This window comes from Thermotoga petrophila RKU-1, assembly GCF_000016785.1.
In the GTDB taxonomy this organism is placed as follows: Bacteria; Thermotogota; Thermotogae; order Thermotogales; family Thermotogaceae; genus Thermotoga; species Thermotoga petrophila.
The window spans coordinates 1,432,365-1,455,441 of record NC_009486.1; the positions used below are offsets into that span (position 1 = coordinate 1,432,365).

Genomic DNA, 23,077 nt, shown 5'->3' on the forward strand with positions numbered 1-23,077 from the left:
AATGATACCATAGTTTTGGAATTGGAAAAAACGAGAGTGATCTCAGAACGGTCGAATGAGGAGGTGATTGTGGTGATCAGAAAAACTGTGAAGGGTACAGACGGCAGAGAGTACACTTTTGTGGCAAAAGAAGGAACGTTTGAAAAGCTTACAGGGCTTGGTACGACCATCAGAGGGCACATACCTGGAACGGACTCTCCTTTCTACGGCATTTTAGAAGACGGAGAAGAAGGCCTCAGAGCCTGGATTATGACGTTTCGTGTTGTAAACCGTGTTCCCATCGACAGTGAGACAGAAGAAGAACTTGTTCGTCTCTTTTTACCACTAGTGGAACGAAGAAGAATAGACCGTTCTATCTTGCTGTACGTTGAATGAATAGGGAAGCCCGGTCGAAATGGCCGGGCTTTTTGTTTTTTATGGGTCCTCACCAAATTGTTCCAGAGTTGAAACACAAAGAAACGGACTATAACTAGTGGAAGGAGGTGAGGTCATAATAGCCAGGGTGTATCAGAAAAGGGCAAAGCTCATATCCTGTACTGGTGAAATATTATTTTTTTGTTGAGGCAGAAGGGAAAAGAAGCTTTTAAAGAATTCTTTGCTTTAAGGTTTGAAGTGAGAAGATTTTGCATATCAGGGGCTTTGTGATACAATACCACCAATTAAATAGTAAATGAGGTTTTCAGAAAGCCTGGAGAAATCGACAGAGTTCACTTAAATGGTGTAAGGGGGGTGTTTTTATGAGCAAGATGTTTATCACTGTGTTCTTTGGTATAATGCTTGTTACTGTTTCTTTAATTTGCATAGCTGAAACTGCGCCAGAAATTATTTGGCAGAAAATTCTTGGTGGATCCAGTGATGATTATGCTTTTTCAATTCAACAAACACCCGATGGTGGGTATATAGTGGCTGGATATACCGAGTCAAACGATGGAGATGTCAAAGGGAATCATGAAAACGGTGACTTTTGGATAGTAAAGCTTGATAAAGATGGAAACATAGAATGGCAGAAAACTCTCGGTGGATCCAATTGGGATTGGGCTTTTTCAGTTCAACAAACACCCGATGGTGGGTATATAGTAGCTGGATTTACCTGGTCTAATGATGGAGATGTTAGTGGAAATCATGGCTCGCTTGACGCTTGGATAGTAAAGCTTGACAAAGATGGAAACATAGAATGGCAGAAAACCCTTGGCGGATCCGGAAATGACTGGGCCACTTCAGTTCAACAAACAACCGATGGAGGTTACATAGTGGCTGGAGGAACCTATTCAACCGATGGGGTTATCCGAGGAAATCATGGATCACTCGATGCTTGGGTAGTAAAGCTTGACGGCAATGGGAACATGCAGTGGCAAAAAGCACTGGGCGGATCTGGTTCGGATAGTGCTTGGTCAGTTCAGCAGACAACAGATGGAGGATACATAGTGGCTGGATTTACCAAATCAAACGATGGAGATGTGACTGGAAATCATGGAAGCGCTGATTTTTGGGTTGTGAAGCTTGGTTGGCAGTGAGGTGAGCCTTTGTGGCTTACCTTTGAATCAAAGAAGTTTGGTGGGAGATGATACTGAAAGAGTGACGAGATATTATTCAGTTCCTACACGCATTTACTTTGTCAAACAAGATAAAGCAAAATCACTCACAACCAAAGAAAAGGAGTAGTAATGCTCCTTTTCGTTATTTTATTATTAGGAGTGTTTGGTATCACGGTCCTTTGATTACACTCATTGATGCTGGTAAACAGATCTTCTTGATATTTCAACCGCTCACCCCTCAAACCTCTGAAGAGAAATCAGCACGCCTCCTGCGATGAGCGCCATGGAAGTGGTTATGAAGATGTGCGCCGTTGCAACGTAACTGGAGAGAAATCCAAAGAAACCATAGGAAACGGGCAGTAGCGAGAAAGATACGGCTGAGATCAGGGAAAAGATCTTTCCCCTCATTTCCTCCGGTATTGCCAGTTGAAGCAGTGTGATAACGTTTATGTTGAAAAGGGTTTGAAAGATTCCAATGAGGAAATACATGGCAAACATAAGCCAATGGTTACCCGTCATGGCAAACACGAAAACAGCCAGCCCGTACCCCACCAGATTCAAACCCAGGGTTTTCACGCTGGCTCTTGTTCTTATCGTTGCCATCAGAAATGTGACTATCAGTCCCCCAAACGACAGCATACTCATCAACGTTCCATAGACCCACTCGCTCTTTCCCAGTTTCGAGACGTGTTCAGGTAGCAGAACGTGCATTGAACCTGTGAAGAAGTTCATGATGGCAATGACCAGTATCGTCACCAGGATGAACCTCACCGATCTTATGTACAAAAGAGCAGATTTTATGTCCTGCCACATATTTCTTTCCTTCGACACTTTCTTCAGATGCTTTTCTTCAACCTTTATGAACATCTCAAAGATTCCTGAAATCAAAAAGGACAGAGAATTTATGAGAATCACTCCTGCAAGTCCCACTACCTTCAGAAGGAGGCTTCCAAGGGCAGGTCCAAGTATTTTTGAGAGGTTCTTCAGCAACCTGTAGAGTGAATTCGCCCTGACCAGGTTTTCTTTTCTGACCAGATCGGGAAGCAGGGAATCAACTGCTGGATTGAAGAAAGAATCGAACACGGAGACAAGAACGGTGACGATCAGAAGAAGCGCCATCGTTAACTCTGAGAAATATTCCATGAGAAACAGATACATGAACAGAACTCCCCTGAGAATATCCATCACAACCATCATGTTTCTTCTGCTGTGCCTGTCCACCACCGTTCCAGCGAAGGGACTCACTATTATGGCGGGAAGAAAAGAGGATATCATGAAGAGGCCCACGTATTCGCTCGAGCCGGTTTTCGAGTAGAGCCACCATGCCAGTGCAACTTGATAGATCCTGGTGCCGATCAGCGAAACGAACGAACCGGAGGCGAAAAGAAGGAGGTTTCTGTTCAACTCCTTTCACCTCCTCTACACGTTCTTCAGTCTGAAGGTGTAGGTGCTGACACTGAGATTGAAGTCTTCAAACCAGTATACGTAGAGACAGTAGGTCTTGTTGATTCTCTGATCTGTCCTTTTCAGGGCCACCTCGACTTCGAACTTTTCCTCCCCACCAGGCTCAAGCGTGAAGACCTGAAAATCTCTGCTCAAATAAATGTTTTCCATTTCACTTCTGTTCTCACACCACAGGTTGAAACACACCAGGTTGTTCGTGGTGTGGGCATTTTCATTCCAGACTTTCACGTAGAAGATCTTTCTGTCGGGTTGCTCGTGAACAAGGACTATCTCAGGATACTTCGGGGGATGAACGCTCTCGGTGTCGAAAACGTTGTGACAGTTGCTGCAAAATCCAGAGTATCTTTTCATGGGTACGAGAGTGTTTTCGCTCTCTTTTATTGACAGGTAATTACCACAGTACGGACACCTGATGGTTTTGTGAAGGTCTTCTTCTGCACATCTGACCGTCATGTTTTCGCCGTACACCTCTATGAAAAACTTCGGATTCTGTGAAAGAAGATGATCGGCCAGAAGGTTGTAGATTCTCTCCTCCACTGCTGACAGATTCTTACTCAATCTGTGCAAATCGAAGTTTTTCAGGTTTCTGTTTGCTTCGTCCAGAACCTCCGTTTGCTCGTTTATCTTCGAGAAGTAATCGTGAACCTGATTCTGAATCTTCTTGTGCCTGAATCCCAGAAGTTCCAGTTTTCTCATGTTGAAATATCTTTTTGAATACACATCTTCTCTTAGCCTTTTCCCCACTCCGAAAACAATTCTCAACGGCCCATTTACTTCTTCCCATGAATACAAAAAGAGTTTGATACTGTTTTTGAGCGGATAGGGTATCACCGAGTAGAACACGTCCTTCCTTATCTCGTCGCTGGAAAACACATAGAACTGCCTTTTCAATACTTCATTGAGAATATCCTCTCCTGCATGAATCTCTAAAAGCCTCATCCCAGCAATTCTGTCGATTTCTAAAACGATCTCGCTTTTCCCCATTCTCAGCCTGTCCACTTCCAGTTTTTCTGGAATGGTCACCTTTGCGTTTGGAAAGCCGTAGAGTATGTACGGAAGGTAGTCCGAGCAGTGGTTGTAGGAGTTCGTGTTCAGAATGTAGAGCACTTCTCCTGCCTCGAATCCGTGAGAGATGAGATGATGGAAAAGAAGAGCCTCACTGTTATAGCCTTGTTTTGGCCTGTAAGAGCTGATGAGGACCTTTGCGTTCTTCAAAAAGTTCATTCCAACGTTTATGTACTCTCCCTTCTCTGAGGTGGAAATGAGAGTGCTTGAGCACGAGTCCATGAAGATACACTCAGCCTGAACATCCTGAGCATAAACCCTCTCATATTCGCAGTTCTGACAGTCCGGGAAGTATCTGTAAATCTCTTCCAGAGGGATGTCTCTGTTGATTCCGCAGATCTTTCCGTCACTCAGATGCAGATGCCTTCTGTTTCCATCTATCACCATGCTCAAACAGAGCTTTTTGTGCTTCACTCTGTCGAAGTTGTCCACCGTGCTTTCGTACCGCGTGAAAACTTCCGCGTTGAGTCTGTGTTTTATACTTTTGTTTTCCTTCCTCAAGATTATAAGATACTGCTGGGGATCAAGTGAGATCTGTTCCTGGTAATTTGCGAGTTTTTCTCTCAGCAGATCGATGGAGAGGGCAGATATGACTCCAAAGTAAATGCCCCTGTCTCTGGAGTATTCATACGCCTGCCTCAGGAAATTTTCCGTCAGCAGTTTTGGATTGCACACGATTATGAAGTCATTTTCTATCTCTTCTTTCCCGTTGAAGTTATCGGGGGACATTTCATGGATTCTGAATTCATCGAGAAAATCAGCCAGTATCCTGGCTGAAAGACCATATTCATCCCCTCTGAAGGCCACAATCTCAAGCATTCGACATTCCCCCCTGATAGTTGGTCGTCGATATATCAATACATCGATTAAAGCATTGAGAACAATTTAACTTACATTCCTCATCTGTTGATATAAAGTTCAAAGCCTTAAAATATTCTTTTAATAGATAATCTTCTGATATTAAAGTTTTCTGGATCTTCCAAGGACAGTATTTATCAATATATTCCTCAAAGTACCAAGCTGCATTTATACCAAACTCATTCAGGAGATTCTCAAGATCACTGACAGTATTGAAGCGTTTGCTATGCAAATAGTGTAGCAAGAAAGCTATTTCTAATCCTCCCCTTGAAATCATTGGTTGGAGTAAAGAAATTGGATGAAACACCGTTGTTTCAAATTTTACAAGCGACTCATTTTCATTTTCATCTTTTTGTCTTTTTTCCACTTTTTCGTCAACAACATCATTTGATATAACCACAGGAAATCCTTCTTTTTTAACTTTCTCTACAATGTAAAGAAATCTGTCCTCAATATTCTTAAGCGACGGAAGTTTCACATACTGGAAAGGAGTGAAAGGTTTAGGATATAAAGGATTTATACCTATTTCCAAGCGCCCATCAGTATTCTTTAGTTTGTTCATTTGATGCCGAACCTTCATTATAAGATCTGCTATCTTATCTAAATCCTCAAATGTCTCGCCAGGTATGGCTAAGATAAAGTAAAGACCGAAATCTGGTATGCCATAGAGGGAAGAGATCCTAACCACTTCCAATATTTCCTCATCCTTTATTTCGTGTTTACCTATTACTTTGCGTAATCTTCCGCTCGTTTCTGGTGCTACAGTTATCTTTCTTTGGCCGGAAATTGCAGCAATCTCTATTATCCGCTTCGACAATTTTTCTAATCTCTGAGAACCGATCCTCACTCTCCCTCCTTTTTTAATGATGTATTCAAGATAATGCTCTACAATCCTAGTTTCTAGTCCTTCATAGAAGAGTTTAATTATTTCCACATTGCACTGATCAATTGCTAGATCAACTATTTTCTTGAATGTTTCCCATCTTAAAGTTCTAGGTGGTTTTAACCTATGCCCCATATAACAAAATCTGCATCTTTGGGTACATCCTCGTCTCACTTCTATAGAAAAAACTCTTCCCTCATAAACGGTATTTTTAGTAACGAATATACTATGTGCTGGATGTTCGTTTATATCAACAGGACTGGTTTGTTTCACCATACCCGTTTGGAAAAAACCGTGAATACAAGGCACGTAAATCCCTTCTATTTGAGAGACAGCCTGCAGGAATTTCATACGCTTTCTTTTTACATTTCGATAAACTTTGTATGAATCTATGATTTTATGAATAGCCTCTTCTGCCTCTCCTAAGACTATGACATCACAAACTAGAGATAACGGCAGTGGATTATAATTAGCTACAGGTCCTCCACCTATTATAATGGGATCGTTCTCTTCTCTGAGAAGATTGATCAATGGTATAGAACCTGCTTTCAATATTTTGAAAGCATTTAACACGATTCCTTCGTATTGAAAACTAATACCTATGAAATCACTATCTTTTAGTTTGAAACCGTATTCGAAAGAGAAAGGCTGATCTTCGTCTGTGTAATACCTATCAACAGCAACATCATCTCTAAGATACAGCTCTTTATACAGGGTCTGGATTCCTAGATTCGGCAAACCGTACTTGTATATGTCAGGAAAAGCCAGAATGAAGATGATTTCATTGCCTTTTAAATTTTTGGAAGGAAGTATTCTTTCTTCTTCCTTGATCTTATAAAGAAGAGAAGTTCTCATGTTTCATCCCCCAAAATGAACCATTTCTTGCCCTTTGTACAAATTTTCATCCTTTACCTCTCACTTGAGCCATCGGTCTTTTTCGCTTCTCCTAAAAAGTATATTAAAAGATATTATATACACTCTCTCAAAAAGTTTGCATTTCGTTCCCTGCGTCTGTCTTGCCATCAGAATCAAAATCCTCCTCAACAACTCAGGAACTTTCCCACATCTGCACGGTGCCAATATTTCTCACCCCCCGCACAGATGCTAAAACACCCTATATGGTTTTCAAGTTTTAAAGAAAATTCTTCAATGATTTGAAAAGAACTTACAGGGCTGTTTTTTAGATCGCAAAATTTCTGTGAACTTAAATAAAAATGATTTTTTACGTACAGCAGAACAAGGGTTAAAAACTCTGATTTCCAGCAGTTGAACCTTTGAAAGTAACCTCACAAGTAGCTGCACTTTTGGGTGCAACCTGAACCTGTTCCGTAATCTCACTTTTCCAGGAATGCGTTTCGTTATCTGTCTTCACTTTGTCAGCGAAAATGATTGTAGACAGGAGAACGAGTATCAAAAAGATTATCATCAAAACCCTTCGCATTCTGATCACCTGTCATCACTTTATCAAACCTTATATGGTTTTCAAGTTTTGGCTGTTCCAAAATCCTCTTTAAAAGCACATTTTCAGCACCAGATTTCATGGGCTTTGAAACAATTTGGTTTTTTGAGGTATAACTATAACAGAGGGAGTAAAGATGAAAAGTATAGAAGGCCTGAAAGAGACATTCAAGTACGGTGCTTTTTCTCTTCCAGCAGTGAATTACATGCTACTCGAAGAAAACCTTCCAAAAGAGTGCAGAGAGGTTCTCTGTATACTGAAACTCGCTTGGAAAGGAAACTTCAAAGAAGCGATTCAGAAAACAGATAAAATTTTGAAAAGCTGCAAATCCGAAGCAGCGAAATATTTTCTTTTGGCGAACAAACTGGCATTTTTAAAATATACAGGCAAAGTAGATATGAATCTGTACAGGTACCTGAAAAGAAACCTTCCCAAAATGTCAAAATCGATAAGAGATACTGTGATCGTTACTTTAATAAATTTTGAAGCAAGCGGAGTAAAGCCACTGCGGAAGATGAGGGTGTGGAAGAACAACTACAGAAAATCCACACTTTCTTTTTTATATCTCTCCCTGGCAAGAAGGGAAGCAGATTCTGGAAGACTCTCTGAGGCGGTACACGATTACATACAGGCCTACAGACTATCCAGGGAGGTTCCTCACCCAACCTGTATTGTTTCCTCCCTGAACGATCTTGCATGGGATATCAGGGAAAAACATCCAAAACTTGCCCATGCTCTTTCTCAAGGAGCCGTTTTCTGGCTAGGATACTACAGAGAGGAACCAGGAAATCTCTTTGGAGCCCTGGATACTCTGTTTGTTGTGGAAAAAGACATGGATTCACCGTCTATCCACAGCACTGCACATATCATCGTTTCGCTTCCCGTACCAGAAGATTATCTGTCTCTACTCAAAAAAGCGAAGAAATTTGTGTTGGACTACACAGGATCAACTTATCCGAACACAAGTCAGTTGAGAAGATATGTTGAAAAGGTCGCTTGGAAAGGAAAAACTCTCAGCTCCAAAGGTATCTCAGATATATTGAAAGGGAAAACAAAAATGATTCGTGCAGATACGATAAGAAAACTGTTGACATCTGGTGTTGATACAGGGGCACCTTTTCCTGTCTGGAACGAGTGGATAAAGATGGAGATTGAAAGAAAATACAGGGAGTCGTCAGAAAAGCTTAAAGAGCTCCCCTTTCATCAGAGACAAATCCTTTTTCTTACCACCTACATGGCTCTTCTTGATAGAGAGTTCCTTTCAAGGAAAGAAAAGCTCAAAAAGGCATATACACTCCTTGAAGATATTGAGTCGTTCGCTGATTTCATGGCAAAAGATCACCGGACCATGGAATTTGTTGTTTCAATGGTGAAGGCTCATCCTTTCGTTGAAGGAAGAAAAGAAGCAGTGAAGAGAGCCCTTGCAAGGATGAAAAGAAAGAGACTGGAAAGATTTGTTCTGAGATACATCGAGATGAAAGAGTCAGACAGAAAGCTCCTTGATAGATTTCTGAGGAACTACGGAAGGTACGATGGTGTGAGGTTTGGGATCAGATTGAAAGGTCCAGAAGCGGTGAGAGGGTTTGCGAGGAAGTACTCTCTCAAGGTTCAACCCCTGTTTGCTGCCTTCTGGTGTGAAGAGGATGGAAGAGTGAGAAGAAGACTGGAAAGAATTTTGAAATACATGTTTCTAAATTGAACACGATGCCCTAACTCTTTATGGAATCTGTGAATCCTGTCTCCACTGACCGCTTACCATTCTTCTAAAGAAGAGTGGCTTGTACAGTTGAAGATCTGTCAATCAAAAACTAATTTACCTCAACCTTTGTTAAGTCTATCATAGGAATGAGCACAGGATGAATCCCCATTTGAGCAGTTGTTGTGGCTACGAAAGATCGAACTATAATGAGTAGGTTCATTAAACCATTGTATTTACAAAGTTTGTCAAACAAATCTTCGCTGCTTTCTTCAATATTGGCTTCGAATTTACCTTTTATTCTTACATACATATCGTGAACCTGTACATTTCCTTGCCTTCCTCTTATGTAAACACCTAAAACGATGCTCCTAGAAAAATAATCTTTTTGATGAACTATTTTTCCAAATTCTGGCTCGAGTTCGAGTTGGTAATCAATAAAATTGCCTTTTACTTCTTTTAACTGAAATTTTGCTTCTTCAATGAAGTAACCCAGCATTCTGAAAAAACTCCTTGAAGGGATAATACTATTTTTTTGCTTCATCATGCAGCGACACTCCTTTGAGCTTCAAAAGATGTGATTATTTCTTCAGACACTCCAAAGCCATATCTTGGTGATTTGTTTTCTTCTTCCGGCAGTAACCCAAGAGATATTTTGATTTTACCACCAAGTGCAGCGACTATCTTTGCCAGCACCCTAATAGATATGTTTTTCTCTCCTGTTTCAATTTTTGAAACCATAGACTGGGATACTCCAAGCTTTTTGGCCAGATCTTTCTGGGTCAGGTTGTGCATCTTCCTATAGGCTAGCAGCTGACCTCCTATCTGAGACATCACTTCGATAAAAACTTTTTCCTCTTCAGAATGATGAAATCCCATTTCTTCGAACAATTCAAAAACATCGGAATACTTTTTGAATTCCTTCACCTCCGTCACCTCCTCTTAGATCTTTCACAATATTCCCGTGATCTTTTGTAATCTTTTCTTTGCGTTGTTTATAGCTCTGTCATAATCGCTGCTTTCCTTTTCTAAAAAAGCGCAGAGAAAAACTACATAGTTCTTTTTGGATTTTTCTTTTCCAACCTAAGAGCATATAAATTCACATCACCAATCCCTTTGAGTTTTTCAAAGTAAGGCTGCACTAAGACTTTTTCTCCTTCAATGGCCAGAGTATTTATCAGACTTTCATATTTCGATATCAATTTATCCCTTCTTCGTCTTGGAACATACCTTTTTATCAGTTCTTCGAATTCTTTCTGAAACTCGTCCAATGTTATTATCTCTTTTTTCATGAACACCGTCCTTTCCCCTATACACCCGTTAGCGGTTATAACCTAAATAAGTCATAATTTTACAAATGGACGATTTGTTACAATTCAGTTGACGTGTGGCAGAAAAATCGAATCATCTCATCAGCTGGCTCTTCACAATTTCTCTGTAGAGAGGAGATTTCTTCATGAGTTCTTCGTGGGTCCCTTCAGCTTCCACCCTTCCATCGTTCAGTACAATGATTCTGCTGGCCTTTTTTATGGTAGAAAGTCTATGAGAGACGATGATCACCGTCTCGATCTCATTCAGAATTTTTTCAAGGATCTTTTCCTCTGTTTCGCTGTCAACACCAGATGTAACCTCGTCCAGAATCAGAACCTGCGGCTTTCTTATCAGGGCCCTTGCAAGGACGATTCTCTGTCTCTGACCATCTGAGAGTCTTGTCCCTCTTTCTCCAACAACCGTGTCTATTCCGTTTTCCAGTTCCTTAACAAAGTCACACTCACACATTTTGAGAACATTTTCGATCTCATCTTCTGGGAAGTCTTCAAAAAGGGTGATATTGTTTTTGATAGTGGTGTCGAACAAAATATCGTTCGATCGAACAAGAACGATGTTTCTTCTGAGTGATTGAAGAGAGTACTGTTCGATGGGAACACCGTTTATGAGAATTTCACCCTCTGTGGGAGACAGTAGCCTGTTGAAAAGAGAAACGAGCGTGCTCTTTCCTGCACCAGATCTTGCCACAATTGCGATCTTATCCCCGGAGTTTATCTCGAAATTCAAACCAGTGAGAACAGGTGTTTCATCGTATTTAAAATGCACGTTTTTCAACTGCAGTTTTTCGAACCTTTCAAGATCTATTCCGCTTGCTCTTTCAAAGGGCAGGGAAAACACTCTTGTAAAATTTTCCCAGTTTGGAACTGTAGAGAAAAACGTCGTCAGACCTGTGAGTGCCATTCTGACGATGTCGTATATCCAGTTCATATAGGATTCAAAAGCCAGAAGCGTTCCAACACTTATCTCACCCTTCCAGAGAAGGTAAACACCGAAGGCAAGGACAATGGTACTCCCGACCCATCTGTTCATCTCGATGTTCCTGTTCGAAAGTTCGTTTACCGTGCTGTGGATGATGCTTGCCCTGCTCCACTCTCTGGCACTTGAATCGAGGAAATCTCTGAGAAACAAAAGGCCAGAAAACTGTTTGAGAACCGGTGTTCCTTCCACCACTTCTCTGGATCTTTTCAAAAATCTCTGGTAGGCTTCCTGATCTCTCTGAGATGTCCTGATGACCATCTTTTTCAGGATTGAAGTCGATACAAAAAACAGAACGATGCTCGCCAGAACCACAAGGGCAAGTTTCACATTCAGAATGAACAGAAGCGAAAGAACAACAAGAAAAAATCCCAGATTGAAGAAAAACTGAAGCCTCGCAAGATAAACCCCCGAGGCCACCTTCGGAATATCCCTCATGAAGATCGAAAGATAATCACCGGTGTTCCTCGAGTTCAGAAAAGATAGTGGAAGTGTCAGGATTTTCGCATAGGCACCCTTTGATTCCTTAGCCCGTGATGCGTTCAGCAGGTGTTTCGCAACTGAGAAGTTCAGTCTGTACATGATGAAGGACTGAGACACAAGAACGACAAAATAAAGTATGGAAAACAGAGCGACTTCTTCTACAGAACCCCTGTAGAACGCACTGTCGATGGTCTTTTTTATGAGAAGTGGAGTGAGAACGTTGGTGGTTAAAAACAGGCTCTCCAGTAACAAGAAGATCGGATAGTACCTTTTGTATTTCCTCTCGAATTTTTTGATATCGTCTCTGACGTTACTTGCTGAGAAAAATTTCATAGCCTCTCAATCCCCCGGAAATGCCTGTATCTCTAAAATACCTCTCAACACTGCCGCCAAATCTTCCTTTTTTGGAGAAAATTCGAGAACTTTTTCGCCCTTTTTCAAAACGATCACCCTGTCTGCGATCTTTAGATCCTCCAGGTCATGACTTGCAAAGATGACGATTCTACCACTCTCTTTGAGTCTTTTCATGATCTCGTGTATCTTCAATCTCGTTCTGAGATCAACTCCACTGCACGGCTCATCGAAGATGTATATGCTCGCCTTTTTCATCAGGGCTCTTGCCACATCAACTCTTTTTTTGTACCCGGTGGAAAGTTCCATGTACCTCTTTTTCCTGCACTCCAGAAGACCCAGTTCCTTCATCACTCTTTCTGTTTCTCTCTTCAGCGTTTTTCCAAGAAGGTCGTTCAACATACCAAAAAACTTCAGATTCTCTTCCACACTCAACCTGTAGTAGAAGCTCCTCTCATACCCGGTTGATATGCTGACCTTTTCTACTGCAAAGGAAGGCTTTTCCACGATGTTCACACTGTCTATGAGAACCTTCCCTCTGTCAGGAATGAGAAAGGAGGCTATAACCTTCAAAAGTGTCGTCTTTCCAGAACCGTTCTCGCCGAAGACCGCCGTGATACTTCCTTCTTCCGCCTCAAAACTCACTCCCCTTAAAGCCTGTGTTTTCGGAGGGTATTTCTTCCAGACATCGATCACCTCTAGCACGTTTTCACCTCAGTACCAGCTCAGACTTCCTCTCAATCGGGCCTGATTGAAGGATCTTTTGAACGCAACGATTCCCGCTGATATCAATACTGTTCCTGTTGCTGCAAGAAGAACCAGTCCTTCCGACACACTGGAAAGGTGTTCGCCTCTCATGAGGACTCTTCGCAAAAGGTCTATGCCATAAGTGCTGGGAATGAGGTACGAAACAGGTCTTATCCAGTCTGGAAGAATTTCCACGGGAAAGTAGATACCAGAAAACAAGCCACTGAGTGTGGTGTAAAGCCACCCCACAGGATCTCCTCTTTTTGTGACGAGAACGATGGACGCAGAGAGAAGGCCAATACCCATGAGAGGAAGCATTACAGTGAAAAGAACAACCAGGGCTTCAAGAAAGTTCGGTGTGATATGAACCGAGAAGAGATAGACCAGTCCCAGAAAAATCAGTGTGATGTTCAGCGTGGTGAAAAAGAAGGAAGACACGAAACTGAAGAGAAAAAGCTGCCAGAGAGGTGTCTTTGAAAGAAGGATGTACTCGAGAGTTCCCATGCTCTGTTCTCTCTGTATGACACCTTTGAAGGTCATGAGGGCAAGATTCGTGTAAGACATGAAAACAGAACCAGTGATGAAGTACGCCAGGATGTCACCACCGTATCGCTCTATCAGGGGAAAGTAGTTCCCCTGTGCGATGAATTTTCCAATGAAACCGAACTGGACAATTCCCACAAAACCGGATAAGAGCCCGAGAACAAGCTGTGTTCTGTAAGAAAGCCAGATGAGGATATCTTTTCTAATGAAGTACAACGTTTTGATCAGAAGTTTCAAATGACCTTCACCACCAGAGGAAAATTCGCTTCCACCATGGAACATGATCACATTCGGTGTTGCAAAGGCCTACACAGTGACTGTTCGTACATTCATCACAGTTTCCCACTCTGTCTCCACATCGGTCTTTCAGACTATCGCAGAAACTCAGATAGACCTTTTCATCCACCACTGGATCGTTGAGAAATTCCATGAACGGCACTCCTCCTTTTGTAATCTGCAACTATCTTTATAAACTCATTTAAATTGTACCTCAACGGGATGCATGTGTGAGGCTTTTTTACCTTTGAGGATTTCAGGGTTCTATAAACCACCCTGTTGAAAGCACATCCACCCATACAGAAAGGAAGCACAAGGCATCTTCTGCATTCTTCGTCTTCAAGTGGGTCATACGTCAACCACTTCAAATACGATCCAGTGAATTCGACTCCGGTTTCTTTCAAAAAACCTGAACAGTTCTCCATACCAAGTTCTCCCCAACATTTGTACACTCTTCCATCCACATCGACCACGAAACTGTTCTTACACATGGCATCACATCTTGCAAAACGTGGTTTTTTGAAATATTCAAAAGGATACTCAGGAATTTTCTCCCTGATGTACCACCACAGCTTCGTTTCTATCTCCGCAAACTCTTCTGTGTTCAGTGCTGTGTCCTGAAAGCCTGTGGGATTTCCCTCAACGATCTCTATGGGCTGGAAATTGAACTCCACTCTCAACTTTTTCTCTGCTATCCTATCGATGAGTTTCTTCACATCTTCAATGTTCTCTCTAGACACGTTCACTCTGATCTGAACGAATAAGCCTTTGTTGACAGCACGAAAGATATTTTCGAAAATGGTGCTGAAAGTTGGAGCACCGTTTCTGGCTTTCCTGTACCGATCGTGGTACACCTCTGTACCGTCCAGTGTTATGTCCAGTGCCTTTATTCCTGCTTTCTGAAGATCATCTACCATCTTCTCCGTCAGAAGGTAGCCATTTGTCACGATGAAGGAATCGTACTTCACACCATATTTTTCGCAGAGTCTTTTCAGTTTGCTGCTCAGATTCACCACTGTTTCTTCCAGAAGCAAAGGTTCTCCCCCGTAGAAAGTAACGCTCAGCAGGTTTGGTTTTTGGTATTCTAATTTTCTTTCCACATCCAGGAGGAAGTTGCTTTGCACTTTTTCAGAAATGTAGGATCCTGAGGAAATATGAATTACCTTCTGATAACAGTAAACGCAATCGAAGTTGCAGGAGTGGGTTAAAACAATTGTGTATCTCAAAAATCTATCACTGTAGCGATACGTGTTGAAGCGAAATTTCAGAAACTCCAGTTCATCGAAGTTGTCATCAAGCAAAAACATTCCCCGTTTCAACTTTTCAACTTCCGCTTTCGAAAGTTCTGCCGAGGAAGGATCTTCCAGGGTCTTCAGTACCTTGTTGGTGTTTTTCCTATCTATCCACAGAAGGGCTTGAGAAAGCGTGTTGAACAAAAGTGTGCCATCGCTTTCATTTATTACCAAATTAAATCTCGAAGGCTTCATGTCTTTCGACCTGCCTTTCAAGGAGTTTTATCCTGTACCATTCCCTTGCGAATTTCTCCGGATCCTTTTTCTCTTCAGGGCATCCCGTTTTGCCATCGAACCTGGCACTTCTACATCCTCCCATGCACACAGGAAGGAGTTTGCACCTCATGCATTCTTCGCTTTCGAAAGCATCGAAAGAATGCCATCTGAGATATTTTTTCCTGTCGTATTCCAGTCCTCGGTTGGTCAATCTTCCTATCTCCATGCCTTTTCCCACTCTCACTGTGCATGGATACAACTCTCCCTGTGGACCTATCACAACAGAAGACACACAGTCGTACTCACAGTATCTGTTTTGCACAAGAACGGGAAGAAACACATTGAAGCCTCTTTTCGCAGCACTTTCGTAGAAATTGAGAATGTTCAGAGACTCCCGATCTCTGATCTCATAGACCTTCCTGAAAAAGAATTCCCTGCTGTTCGATCCAAAAATCCACCTGAAATATACCCTCGTTCTGTCTTTCGGAAATCGCTCCAGAACGTTCAGAAACTCTTCTACACGATGGAAGTTGTCAGGTCCCACATTCATTCTGAACGTGACCTGAAGTTTCTCCGTGACCCTGAAGAGATTCTCCAGATTTTCCACAATGGTGTCGAAAGTTCCCTTGCCACCTTTCAAAGGCCTGTATTTATTGTGAACATCTTCTGGGCCATCGATCGTTATTTGAACGTTTCTTATTTCGAGCCTGTCAAACCATTCCGCTTTTTCTTTGTCGAGAAGGTATCCATTCGTTGACATGGAGGAGTGAAAATCCACATTGTTTTCTCTGCATGCTTCTATCAGCGATGAGTTTACGAACTTCACCACGTCAAAACACAGGAGGGGTTCCCCGCCGAACCAGCCTACACTTATAGATCTTCTGGTTCGAATCAGCCTTTTCAGATATTCTACGATCCTTTCTGCCGTTTTCGCTGTCATCGAAGGTCCTGTTTTCGATTCATAGCAGTAGATACAATCAAAATTGCATGCCAGGGTGGGTATGATCGTGACCATAACCGAGGAAGAATCATAGCGGGTCATTCTGTTCATAAGTTTCAGATGCTCTATTTCGTCGAAGTCCTCATCAACGATATACCCACCGTAGATCAAATCTTTCTTTATGGAAAGCCATTCTTCAGGGATCTCTTCGTCTGGATCTTTGAGAATCTTCTCTGCAATTTCTGCTTTGCTTTTTTCCAGACGAGCGATCGCTCTGGTTAGAAAGTTCACAAACACAACGTAGTCGCCATCTCTGAAAATCACATTGTATCTTGAAGGTTTGAACACGAAAGATCCCCCCTTAGTTTTTCGCCAAACAGCTGGTACAGTTCGCGTTTGGAGAACACACCAGACAACCAGCATACCCTTATAGAAACCGTACTCTCAGCAATTGACATCCTCAGTCTGGTCCCATGAAGTTCCTCGTCGAAGTCTTGTGTCTTTTACCGCAGACAGGACACGTCTGTGAGGTGTAGGACTCGTCCAGCAAGTTTTGATAGTTCTTTGCTTAAGTTCATCATAATTCCTGAAAGGAATGTGCTTTATGGCTTGTTTTTTGTAAGGACTAGGAAAACGATTTAATTTACTCTGGAATCGTGAGAACAACTGTTTCCTCATCCACACCTTTTCCAAAAAACATACCCAGTGCGAAGAATACTCCACCCATGATAAGCGAGAAAGTTAGCAAAAGAGAAAAGATATCACCTTGAAAGTTTTTCACCGTAGAGTTTATCAGAACGTTTCCACCATATCCCAGAGCGAATACGCTCGCTATCGTTACGAATCTCATGAGAGCGGCCCTTCTGATTTTCATCACCACGCTGCTTATGAAAGTCGACACGCCTGTGTTCACTATGGTTCCATATATGAAAATCTTGGTCACATCTGTCGGAAACGCTTTGATGTTGAAAGTCCTTGCAAGAAACACAAAAACTATGAAAAAGATCGCAAGATAAATCTCACCTGAAAGCCACATGGACAGGATAGCACTTTTCAGATAGCTTTTTATCCTAAAGCCGTTTGAAAGCAGAAATTCGATCCTTCCACTCTCTTTCTCCGGGATTATAACCTGCTGAAGAATTGTGAAGATTCCCATCATGATCATGCTGAGGGACATCACATAACATAGAGCATTTCAGCGATATAAATTCTCGCGATACTCTCGTTTGCAAGGATCTGCTTGGTTGTTTCGTCTGCGAAAAGCTGCGCAAGAGTGAAGGAAAAAAGCGCCATTATGAAGATCATCACAAAGTAAAAGGGAGGCTTTTTAAAGTTCATTTCAAAGAAATATCCAAATTCCCTCTTCATGACCTTCCCTCCTTTACGAAATCGAGAAAGAGTTTTTCCAGAGATTGATACTTTGAAAGAGCATCCCATACCAAGTTGTCCGCCAGTATCTTGCCGTCCTTTATCAGGACGAATCTGTCAGCGAGTTTCTCTACTTCAGCAAGGTCATGCGAAGTTATGAGGACACCCTTTCCCGCTCTTTTGAGCTCTTTTATCGTTTCCCTCATGTTTATCCTCGATATTGGGTCAAGTCCGCTCATCGGTTCGTCAAGTATCAGAAGATCGGGATCTGGAAGTAGAGAGAGCAGGAAAGAAAGCTTTCTTCTCGTACCCTTCGAATATGTGTGAACCTTTTTGCTTAGAAACTCTTTCAAGCCGAGTTTTTCCGAGTAATAATCGATCATGTCTTTGCTGAGTTTTCCTTCAAAGTATTTGTAAAATCTCTCTACATTCTTTTGCCCGGTGTCTCCTTCCCAGAAAAAGTCCTTCTCGCTCACTACAGAAACCCTTAAGTTTGGATTTTTTATAATAGTGCCAGAATCAACCTTGAAGATCCCAGAAATGCACCTTATGGTAGTCGTCTTCCCCGCACCGTTGGGACCTATCAATGCAAGAATCTCATTCATGAAAATGTCAAAGGAAACATCTTTCAAGATGTGTTTTTCACCTATCTTTTTATTAATTTTTCTAAGAGTAATGGCTTTGGTTCTAAAATCTCTTTTCTCCATAGGCATCTTTCCCCCTTCTCTGATGCTTTTTGCATGCCCCTTGTTATACATCCGTGACAAAACCATAAATCGTTGCAATTTTTGCATATTTTATCGTTGGGAGCAGGAGTTTCTGATATTGTCTACAAAAGATCTGAATTTTCAATTAGAAAATTTCTGTACGAGTATCCATATCTTCTAAGATTTTCAATATATACACTTGCCATTTGACAAATTTTCACATCAAAGTTTGGAGAAATCGTCAAGCTGTTCCAGCCTGCTCCGCAGTTAATAGCATTTGGCCTTGATTCAAGAGTGGTTATGAAATCTTTTCCATATACGTTGATAAGCTTATTCATATTGGAAACGAATTTTTTAAAAGAATCCATACTCAGAATCAAGTTCTTATTGACTTTTGCTCTTCCCAATGGAGCAATCGGTCCGAATGCAATTGATGTAGCTCCAAGCTTATGGGCAGTTTCTGCTATTTCGAACATATGATCCACATTTTTTGGAGTCACATTGCAAGCAATTCTGACAGGTACACCGGTATCTGTTACTTTTGAGATAGTGTCCACGGCTTTCTCATAAGCATATCTATTACCTGTGAACCATTCATAATATTCTGGATAAATACTATGTAGATCGATTTGAAAAGCCACTCTTTCTTTATTCTCCTCAATCAATTTCAAAACTTCAGCACTGAATCCTGAACCATTCGATAAAATGCCAACCAATTCAAGATTATGTTTAAATATCTCCTCTAACACTGTTTTGAAGTCCAGAAATATGGTTGGTTCTCCACCAGTTAATTCTATGACTTTTACACCTAAATCTTCAAATTTTCTGAGAATGTGTTTCGTTATCTGTCTTCACTTTGTCAGCGAAAATGGTTGTGGACAAGAGGACAAATATCAAAAAGATAATCATCAGAACCTTTCGCATTTCTGATCACCTGTCATCACCTTATCAAACCTTATATGGTTTTCAAGTTTTGGCTGTTCCAAAATCCTCTCTAGAAGCACATTTTCAGCACCAAATTTTGTCGAGTTCGAAACAATTTGATTTTTTGGGGTATAACTATAAAGAGGTGATTGAAAATGAAAGGTATTGAGAGTCTCAAAGAAATCTTCAAGTATGGTGCATTTTCTCTCCCGGTCGCCAATTATCTTCTCTGTGAGGGAAACATTCCAGGAGATTGTAAGGGAATTCTCGATGTTTTAAAACTCGCGTGGAAAGGGAACTTCAAAGAAGCGATTCGGAGAGCAGACAAAGCTGTGGAGAACAGCAGGTCTGAAACTGCGAAGTACTTCCTTTTAGCGAACAAACTGGCATTTTTAAAATATACAGGTAAAACGGATGTGAACTTATACAGATACCTGAAAAGAAACCTTCCCAAAATGTCAAAATCGATAAGAGATACTGTGATCGTTACTTTAATAAATTTTGAAGCAAGCGGAGTAAAGCCACTACGGAAGGTGAGGGTGTGGAAAAACGATTACAGAAAATCCACACTTTCCTTTTTATATCTCTCCCTGGCAAGAAGGGAAGCAGATTCTGGAGACCTCTCTGAAGCGGTGCACGGTTACATACAGGCTTACAAACTGTCCAGAGAAATTCCCCATCCAACCTGTATGGTTTCCTCTTTGAACGATCTGGCATGGGACATTAAGGAAAAACACCCAAAACTCGCCTACGATCTTTCTAAAGGAGCTGTTTTCTGGCTTGGATACTACAAGGAAGCACCGGGGAACCTCTTTGGAACACTGGATACCCTGTTTGTTTTGGAAAAAAGCATAGGATCACCTTTCATTCACAGTACTGCACATATCATCGTTTCGATTTCTGTGCCAAAGAATTATTTGCCTCTACTCAAAGAAGCAAAGAAATTTGTGCTGGACCATACGCGATCGACTTATCCGAACACAAGTGAGGTGAGAGAGTACATTAAAAATGTCATTCAGAAAAGAAGACCTCTCAGTTCCAAAGGTATCTCAGATATATTGAAGGGAAAAACAAGAACGATTCGTGCAGATACGATAAGAAGACTGTTGACATTCAGTGTCGATCCAAGTGCGCCTTTTCCCATTTGGAACGAGTGGATAAAAATGGAGATTGAAAGAAAATACAAGGAATCATCAGAAAAAAATAAAAGGATTCTCCCTCCATCAGAGACAAATCCTTTTTCTTTCCACCTACACGGCTCTTCTTGATAGAAAATTCCTTTCAAGGAAAGAAAGACTCAAAAAGGTATACACACTCCTTGAAGATATTGAGTTGTTCGCTGACTTCATGGCAAAAGATCACCGGACCATGGAATTTGTTGTTTCAATGGTGAAGGCTCATCCTTTCATTGAAGGAAGAAAAGAAGCGGTGAAGAAGGCCCTTGGAAAGATGAAAAGAAAGAGACTGGAAAGATTCACTTTGAAATACATCGAGATGAAAGAATCTGACAGAAAGCTTCTTGACAGATTTCTGAGGAACTACGGAAGGTACGATGGAGTGAGGTTTGGGATCAGATTGAAAGGTCCAGAAGCGGTGAGAGGGTTTGCGAGGAAGTACTCTCTCAAGGTTCAGCCCCTGTTTGCTGCCTTCTGGTGTGAAGAGGATGGAAGAGTGAGAAGGAGACTGGAAAGAATCTTGAGGCATATGGTCCTGTATAATTTAATCGAAATTGCCATATCATTTGTCATGGTGGAAAAATGAGAGGTGAAAAACATGCGTAAAATTTTCACAGCTATCATTGAATACGATCCTGAAACAAAGCAATATGTTGGAATGGTTCCAGATGTTCCAGGTGTGCATACTGTAGGTAGTTCCTTAGAAGAAGTGAGAAGGAATTTAAAAGAGGTGCTTGAGCTCGTATTGGAGGAAGCAGGAGATGAAATAAATCACCAGGAATTCGTGGCTCTTGAGATGATAGAGGTGGAAACTTGAGTCGTCTTCCAATAGTTGATCCAAAAACTATGGAGAAGGTTTTACTGAAACTTGGATTTCAACGTGTTCGCCAAAAAGGAAGTCATGTGTTCTACAGGCACAGCAATGGAAAGTATACGACCATCCCATTTCATGCAAGAGACTTGCCCAAGTCACTTAATAAGAAAAATCATCCGTGAAGCGGGTATATCAGTGGAAGAATTCAAGAAAATACTCGAAAATCTATATCAGTACTTTCCCCACACAAACATTTCTACTGTTCTTATACCTCCAATTGACTCCTTACAATCTCCCTGTAAAGGGGAGATTTTTCCATGAGTTCTTCGTGTGTTCCTTCGGCTTCCACTCTTCCATTATTCAGTACGATGATCTTCTTTGCTTTTCTTATTGTGGAAAGCCTATGGGAGATTATGATCACGGTGTTGATTTCCTTCAGAATTTTTTCAAAGATTTTCTCCTCTGTCTCGCTGTCCACACCAGAGGTGGCTTCGTCCAGGATGAGAACCTGTGGTTTCCTGATCAAAGCCCTTGCAAGGACGATCCTCTGCCTTTGACCGTCCGAGAGTTTTGTTCCTCTTTCACCAACAACGGTGTGTATCCCGTTTTCCAGTTTCTCGACGAAATCGCACTCACACATCCTGAGAATACGTTCCAGCTCATCCTCCGGGAAGTCCTCAAAAAGCGTGATGTTGTTTTTGATGGTAGTATCGAACAAGATGTCGTTCGATCGAACAAGGATGATTTTCTTTCTGAGTGAAGAAAGTGAATACTGCTCGATAGGGATGTCGTTGATGAGGATCTGACCTTTTGTGGGTGTGAGAAAGCGGTTGAAGAGTGACACAAGTGTGCTCTTTCCCTCCCCAGAACTCGCCACTATGGCCACCCTGTCGCCTGCGTCTATCTTTATGTTTAAATCAGTGAGTATCTCCCCGCCATCTGGATATCCAAAGGAAACATTTTGCAAACTCATCTGTTTGAAGTCTCCGAGCTCTTTTCCACCACCTTTCTCAGCGCTGAGTTCCATAACCTCTGAAATTCGTTCTTTATACGTCCTTGATCTCATAATGTCTAGAACAGAACTGTAAACGTTGCTTATTGATGAATAAAAACCGCTGATGAAGTAGAAAAACGATATCGCACTTCCGATTGTTATTTCCTTTTTCGCGATGAGAAAAGACGATAGAGCAACAACGAGTATCGGGAGCAATCCGTTTAAAAACGGATAGAGACTCTCCGTTTTCGCCACCACATTGAAGAGCGTATTCGACGTGTTCAACCACAGGTTAGTTAATTTTCCGAATTCTTTGTAGAAAAATCTCTTCGATTCGAATGCCTTGATAACCGCCGCCCCACTCAACGTCTCGTTTATAAACTTGACACATTTCTCAAAACTCGAGCGTTCTTTTTCCTGATGTTCCATTATTCTCCGTCTGGGACTCGATAGTGGAAAACTGTAGAGAGGAGACAGAAGCAGGGCAATGAGAAGAATCCTGGGACTGAGCTGGTAGAACACGAAAACGAGCAGTCCTACTTTGAACGATGTTGCCACAAGGTCTGGAATTGTAGAGGAGTACAGACTGATTATATACCACCCATCATCGAACATGCGGGTTATTATCTCTCCTGTGTTTTGCTTTTTCAGTTCAAGCATATCAGCGTCGAGCATCAGTCTTATCTGACTTCTGACCAAATTTTTGAACATACCGACGTTGTTGACAGCGGACATGAAACTGGCCAGGAAATCGAAAATAATGGTTAACAAGAGGAACACAAGAAACAACAGAATGTCTCCAAGGAAAGATGAAAGTTCTTTGCTGTGAATCGCTCTGTCAACGGCACTTTGAAGCAAAGTGACCCTTCTGGAATAGAAAAAACCCGAGGCAACTAAGCTCGCAGTTGTCAAAACGGCAAGTGCTATGTGATTCTTCCTCAAGAGCCGAAACTTTCCAGTTTTCATGCCCACTTTTCCTCCCA

At 41.6% G+C, this 23,077-nt stretch carries 23 protein-coding genes and 1 pseudogene; 6 read left to right on the plus strand and 18 right to left on the minus strand.

The genetic code is table 11. The features are described from left to right. Positions 1-72: 72 nt before the first annotated feature. Both TPET_RS07390 and TPET_RS07395 read left to right on the plus strand, forming a co-directional pair. On the plus strand, positions 73-375 hold the full coding sequence (locus TPET_RS07390; RefSeq protein ID WP_011943902.1) for a hypothetical protein: 303 nt from the start codon (positions 73-75) through the stop codon (positions 373-375). A 362-nt stretch (positions 376-737) separates the two neighbouring features. Next, complete coding sequence (locus tag TPET_RS07395; protein ID WP_004081536.1) at positions 738-1,514, plus strand: hypothetical protein; 777 nt, start codon at positions 738-740, stop codon at positions 1,512-1,514. 252 nt (positions 1,515-1,766) lie between these two features. On the opposite strand, the gene TPET_RS07400 is transcribed toward TPET_RS07395, so the two are convergent. Genes TPET_RS07400 through TPET_RS07410 form a run of 3 tightly spaced genes read right to left on the minus strand, consistent with a single transcriptional unit; the run spans position 1,767 to position 6,660 of the window. After that, a complete protein-coding gene (locus tag TPET_RS07400; protein WP_004081535.1) occupies positions 1,767-2,939 on the minus strand; it encodes an MFS transporter in 1,173 nt (390 codons plus the stop codon). Positions 2,940-2,954: 15 nt separating this feature from the next. Beyond that, positions 2,955-4,883: a hypothetical protein gene (locus tag TPET_RS07405; RefSeq protein WP_004081534.1), complete on the minus strand. Its 1,929-nt coding sequence runs from the start codon at positions 4,881-4,883 to the stop codon at positions 2,955-2,957. Beyond that, entirely contained in the window at positions 4,876-6,660 is a 1,785-nt protein-coding gene (locus TPET_RS07410) for a radical SAM protein (protein ID WP_011943903.1), read from the minus strand. The genes TPET_RS07405 and TPET_RS07410 overlap by 8 nt, the downstream gene beginning before the upstream one ends. Positions 6,661-7,400: 740 nt before the next feature. On the opposite strand from TPET_RS07410, the gene TPET_RS07420 reads away from it, so the two are divergent. After that, complete coding sequence (locus tag TPET_RS07420) at positions 7,401-8,963, plus strand: hypothetical protein (RefSeq protein ID WP_011943905.1); 1,563 nt, start codon at positions 7,401-7,403, stop codon at positions 8,961-8,963. A 109-nt stretch (positions 8,964-9,072) separates the two neighbouring features. Here the strand turns inward: TPET_RS07420 and TPET_RS07425 are convergent, their stop codons facing one another. The 14 genes from TPET_RS07425 to TPET_RS07485 form a co-directional block, all read right to left on the minus strand. Beyond that, positions 9,073-9,459: a hypothetical protein gene (locus tag TPET_RS07425; protein ID WP_004083340.1), complete on the minus strand. Its 387-nt coding sequence runs from the start codon at positions 9,457-9,459 to the stop codon at positions 9,073-9,075. A 44-nt stretch (positions 9,460-9,503) separates the two neighbouring features. Beyond that, positions 9,504-9,887, minus strand: a complete 384-nt coding sequence (locus TPET_RS07430) for a helix-turn-helix domain-containing protein (protein ID WP_004083341.1) — start codon at positions 9,885-9,887, stop codon at positions 9,504-9,506. Between the two features lie 122 nt (positions 9,888-10,009). Next, positions 10,010-10,252 carry a hypothetical protein gene (locus TPET_RS07435; RefSeq protein ID WP_004083342.1) on the minus strand — a complete coding sequence of 81 codons (243 nt, stop codon included), beginning with the start codon at positions 10,250-10,252 and terminating at the stop codon, positions 10,010-10,012. A 112-nt stretch (positions 10,253-10,364) separates the two neighbouring features. Then, the gene (locus TPET_RS07440) at positions 10,365-12,080 is read right to left on the minus strand and encodes an ABC transporter ATP-binding protein (protein WP_011943906.1); all 1,716 of its coding nucleotides are present in this window, start codon (positions 12,078-12,080) and stop codon (positions 10,365-10,367) included. A 6-nt stretch (positions 12,081-12,086) separates the two neighbouring features. Continuing rightward, entirely contained in the window at positions 12,087-12,803 is a 717-nt protein-coding gene (locus tag TPET_RS07445) for an ABC transporter ATP-binding protein (protein WP_011943907.1), read from the minus strand. A gap of 9 nt (positions 12,804-12,812) precedes the next feature. Then, positions 12,813-13,625 (minus strand): ABC transporter permease, encoded by an 813-nt coding sequence (locus tag TPET_RS07450; RefSeq protein ID WP_004083333.1) that lies wholly within the window; start codon positions 13,623-13,625, stop codon positions 12,813-12,815. Positions 13,626-13,632: 7 nt separating this feature from the next. Continuing rightward, on the minus strand, positions 13,633-13,818 hold the full coding sequence (locus TPET_RS07455; protein WP_004083335.1) for a hypothetical protein: 186 nt from the start codon (positions 13,816-13,818) through the stop codon (positions 13,633-13,635). After that, complete coding sequence (locus TPET_RS07460; protein WP_011943908.1) at positions 13,787-15,151, minus strand: radical SAM/SPASM domain-containing protein; 1,365 nt, start codon at positions 15,149-15,151, stop codon at positions 13,787-13,789. The genes TPET_RS07455 and TPET_RS07460 overlap by 32 nt, the downstream gene beginning before the upstream one ends. Beyond that, positions 15,132-16,460, minus strand: a complete 1,329-nt coding sequence (locus TPET_RS07465) for a radical SAM/SPASM domain-containing protein (RefSeq protein ID WP_011943909.1) — start codon at positions 16,458-16,460, stop codon at positions 15,132-15,134. The genes TPET_RS07460 and TPET_RS07465 overlap by 20 nt, the downstream gene beginning before the upstream one ends. A 112-nt stretch (positions 16,461-16,572) precedes the next feature. Beyond that, positions 16,573-16,662: a zinc ribbon domain-containing protein gene (locus TPET_RS09720; RefSeq protein WP_081434642.1), complete on the minus strand. Its 90-nt coding sequence runs from the start codon at positions 16,660-16,662 to the stop codon at positions 16,573-16,575. A gap of 93 nt (positions 16,663-16,755) precedes the next feature. Further along, the gene (locus TPET_RS07470) at positions 16,756-17,277 is read right to left on the minus strand and encodes a hypothetical protein (protein ID WP_011943910.1); all 522 of its coding nucleotides are present in this window, start codon (positions 17,275-17,277) and stop codon (positions 16,756-16,758) included. A gap of 11 nt (positions 17,278-17,288) precedes the next feature. Then, on the minus strand, positions 17,289-17,480 hold the full coding sequence (locus TPET_RS07475) for a hypothetical protein (protein WP_011943911.1): 192 nt from the start codon (positions 17,478-17,480) through the stop codon (positions 17,289-17,291). After that, entirely contained in the window at positions 17,477-18,187 is a 711-nt protein-coding gene (locus tag TPET_RS07480) for an ABC transporter ATP-binding protein (RefSeq protein WP_012896511.1), read from the minus strand. Before TPET_RS07480 ends, TPET_RS07475 begins: the two co-directional genes overlap by 4 nt. Positions 18,188-18,309: 122 nt before the next feature. Next, on the minus strand, positions 18,310-19,032 hold the full coding sequence (locus tag TPET_RS07485) for a radical SAM/SPASM domain-containing protein (protein WP_081440592.1): 723 nt from the start codon (positions 19,030-19,032) through the stop codon (positions 18,310-18,312). Positions 19,033-19,266: 234 nt separating this feature from the next. Here TPET_RS07485 and TPET_RS07490 point away from each other — a divergent pair. The 3 genes and pseudogenes from TPET_RS07490 (at position 19,267) to TPET_RS07500 (ending at position 21,282) form a co-directional block, all read left to right on the plus strand. Further along, positions 19,267-20,872: pseudogene (locus tag TPET_RS07490) on the plus strand (hypothetical protein). Positions 20,873-20,884: 12 nt separating this feature from the next. Beyond that, positions 20,885-21,103 carry a type II toxin-antitoxin system HicB family antitoxin gene (locus tag TPET_RS07495; protein WP_004083352.1) on the plus strand — a complete coding sequence of 73 codons (219 nt, stop codon included), beginning with the start codon at positions 20,885-20,887 and terminating at the stop codon, positions 21,101-21,103. 29 nt (positions 21,104-21,132) lie between these two features. Continuing rightward, a complete protein-coding gene (locus tag TPET_RS07500) occupies positions 21,133-21,282 on the plus strand; it encodes a type II toxin-antitoxin system HicA family toxin (protein ID WP_227738448.1) in 150 nt (49 codons plus the stop codon). Between the two features lie 83 nt (positions 21,283-21,365). On the opposite strand, the gene TPET_RS07505 is transcribed toward TPET_RS07500, so the two are convergent. Further along, a complete protein-coding gene (locus TPET_RS07505; RefSeq protein WP_004083354.1) occupies positions 21,366-23,060 on the minus strand; it encodes an ABC transporter ATP-binding protein in 1,695 nt (564 codons plus the stop codon). Positions 23,061-23,077 lie beyond the last annotated feature (17 nt).

Excerpts from the sequence above, each read along its gene's own strand:
- TPET_RS07470 (WP_011943910.1), bottom strand. The coding sequence starts at position 17,277 with ATGATCATGATGGGAATCTTCACAATTCTTCAGCAGGTTATAATCCCG.
- TPET_RS07480 (WP_012896511.1), bottom strand. The coding sequence starts at position 18,187 with ATGGAGAAAAGAGATTTTAGAACCAAAGCCATTACTCTTAGAAAAATT.
- TPET_RS07435 (WP_004083342.1), bottom strand. The coding sequence starts at position 10,252 with ATGAAAAAAGAGATAATAACATTGGACGAGTTTCAGAAAGAATTCGAA.
- TPET_RS07455 (WP_004083335.1), bottom strand. The coding sequence starts at position 13,818 with ATGGAATTTCTCAACGATCCAGTGGTGGATGAAAAGGTCTATCTGAGT.
- TPET_RS07505 (WP_004083354.1), bottom strand. The coding sequence starts at position 23,060 with ATGAAAACTGGAAAGTTTCGGCTCTTGAGGAAGAATCACATAGCACTT.
- TPET_RS07410 (WP_011943903.1), bottom strand. The coding sequence starts at position 6,660 with ATGAGAACTTCTCTTCTTTATAAGATCAAGGAAGAAGAAAGAATACTT.
- TPET_RS07495 (WP_004083352.1), top strand. The coding sequence starts at position 20,885 with ATGCGTAAAATTTTCACAGCTATCATTGAATACGATCCTGAAACAAAG.
- TPET_RS07440 (WP_011943906.1), bottom strand. The coding sequence starts at position 12,080 with ATGAAATTTTTCTCAGCAAGTAACGTCAGAGACGATATCAAAAAATTC.
- TPET_RS07460 (WP_011943908.1), bottom strand. The coding sequence starts at position 15,151 with ATGAAGCCTTCGAGATTTAATTTGGTAATAAATGAAAGCGATGGCACA.
- TPET_RS07425 (WP_004083340.1), bottom strand. The coding sequence starts at position 9,459 with ATGCTGGGTTACTTCATTGAAGAAGCAAAATTTCAGTTAAAAGAAGTA.
- TPET_RS07500 (WP_227738448.1), top strand. The coding sequence starts at position 21,133 with ATGGAGAAGGTTTTACTGAAACTTGGATTTCAACGTGTTCGCCAAAAA.
- TPET_RS07395 (WP_004081536.1), top strand. The coding sequence starts at position 738 with ATGAGCAAGATGTTTATCACTGTGTTCTTTGGTATAATGCTTGTTACT.
- TPET_RS07475 (WP_011943911.1), bottom strand. The coding sequence starts at position 17,480 with ATGAAGAGGGAATTTGGATATTTCTTTGAAATGAACTTTAAAAAGCCT.
- TPET_RS07420 (WP_011943905.1), top strand. The coding sequence starts at position 7,401 with ATGAAAAGTATAGAAGGCCTGAAAGAGACATTCAAGTACGGTGCTTTT.
- TPET_RS07405 (WP_004081534.1), bottom strand. The coding sequence starts at position 4,883 with ATGCTTGAGATTGTGGCCTTCAGAGGGGATGAATATGGTCTTTCAGCC.